This window comes from Acidaminobacter sp. JC074 (assembly GCF_022496765.1).
GTDB lineage: Bacteria > Bacillota > Clostridia > Peptostreptococcales > Acidaminobacteraceae > JABXKX01.
Window position 1 is genome coordinate 1 of the sequence record NZ_VANV01000061.1, and the last position, 1,821, is coordinate 1,821.

At 35.5% G+C, this 1,821-nt stretch carries 3 protein-coding genes; all 3 read left to right on the forward strand.

From position 1 onward, the window contains the following. Window positions 1-224, forward strand: a 224-nt coding sequence (locus EZV73_RS28180) for a hypothetical protein (protein WP_240843922.1), incomplete at its 5' end; no start/stop codon positions are given. A gap of 45 nt (window positions 225-269) precedes the next feature. Then, window positions 270-1,625, forward strand: a complete 1,356-nt coding sequence (locus tag EZV73_RS28185) for a DDE-type integrase/transposase/recombinase (RefSeq protein WP_240843923.1) — start codon at window positions 270-272, stop codon at window positions 1,623-1,625. Next, window positions 1,618-1,821, forward strand: a 204-nt coding sequence (locus tag EZV73_RS28190) for a hypothetical protein (RefSeq protein ID WP_330637293.1), incomplete at its 3' end; no start/stop codon positions are given. The genes EZV73_RS28185 and EZV73_RS28190, both read left to right, overlap by 8 nt.

The following is a 1,821-nucleotide window of genomic DNA, read 5'->3' on the forward strand; positions in this document are numbered from 1 at the left end:
CTACTATCAAACTTTGGAATAAACAGTTTAACAATAACTTAAATCGATTAGAAAATATACTTAAAGCTGAATGGTACAAAGTTCTTAATAAACATTATCCGTTAACAGCTAATTCTTTACTCTCTAGATTCAGACTAAAAGAAACCAATTGGTTGACAAGTGTCACTCAAATTTGCATCAAAGGCCATCATGGCATTCCCACCCAGTTTGCATTTTCGCCATAAACTTTAGGTGATATTCTTACCTCATAAAATTAAGGAGGTAAGATTATGAACAAAAATGAAACACCAGAAAGCATTGCTGGGTACAGATTGGTTATGATAACCCCACTCTTGGATGACGGTTTATGTAAGAGTGAACTTAGTGTGCTAAAAAAACAAATCTGTGAACACCACGATATCTCTTATCGTACATTAATGAGGTATCTACAAGCTTACTTAGAATTTGGATTTGAAGGTCTAAAACCAAAGACAGGTTTTAAGCGATCAAATAATAAGTTGCCTGAGAACTTCGAAGAAGTTTTAGAGCATGCCATCATTCTACGACGCGAAATTCCTTCAAGGAGCGTAAATGACATCATTCAAATACTTGAACTTGAGGGTTTGATTGAACCTGGTACAGTTAAGCGTAGTACATTACAAAGACATCTACAATCTGCTGGATTTGGTCAAAGACAAATGAAAATGTACAGTCAAAAAGGTGCTGCATCAAAGCGATTTCAAAAGTCACATCGTGCGGAACTTTATCAAGCAGACATCAAGTATGGACCCTATCTTCCAATTGGTAAAGATGGTGAAATGAAACAAGTATATCTGTCTGCAATTATCGATGATGCTACTAGATTTGTCGTTGCTGCAAAATTCTATGATAACCAATCTGTAGACATTATAGAAGACTCTTTACGAATGGCAATAATGACCTTCGGAAAACCACAAAAGCTCCTAACAGATAACGGCAAACAATACCGCTCTGAGTGGTTAAAGAAAGCTTGTAATCGCTTAGGAATTCGCTTGAAACATTGCAAACCCTACGCCCCAGAGGGAAAAGGGAAAATTGAAATCTTTAATAAAAGAGTAGATTCTTTTCTTTCAGAAGTTGCTTTAGATAAACCATCTACACTTGAAGAACTTAATGCATCATTTGACTTATGGTTGCATGATTATTACCATTCAAATCCGCACTCTGCTATTGGAAATATATCTCCCAGTACAGCTTTTCGTGGAGATAAAAAAGCTTTAGATTTTGTAAGTGCAGAAACATTATCTGAAGCATTTTTACGAACTGAATCACGTCGAGTTGATAAAATTGGTTGTGTTAGCTTTAAGGGGGATAAATACGAAGTCGGTACTCATCTAATGGGTCGAGAAGTAGAAATTTATTATGATCCGACTTGGATTGATGAAATCGAAGTTCATCACAAAGATTTCAAGCCATTTAAAGCTAAACGACAAGTTATAGGTGAAGATTGTTATAATGTCGATAAGAAAATACTTAAGGCATTAGAGCCTATAACTGCCAACGGTTCCAGGCTACTAGCGGCATTAAAAGTTAATGGCACTAGTGAAAAAGTGAATAAAGAAGTTGCAACCAGATTTAAAGATCTTGGAGGTGTAGATCATGTTTAATGATTACTTTGAAATGAAGAAAACACCTTTTATGAACGATATCGCATCTGATGCATTATATATGTCTTCTGAACTCGAAGAAGTCCTATCACGATTAAAATATGCAGCTGAAAATCAAATGTTTGTTATTGTCACAGCAGATGTTGGTTGTGGTAAGTCTACTTCCATCAGAAAATTCACTGATGATTTACCAGCA

Excerpts from the sequence above, each read along its gene's own strand:
- EZV73_RS28185 (WP_240843923.1), top strand. The coding sequence starts at position 270 with ATGAACAAAAATGAAACACCAGAAAGCATTGCTGGGTACAGATTGGTT.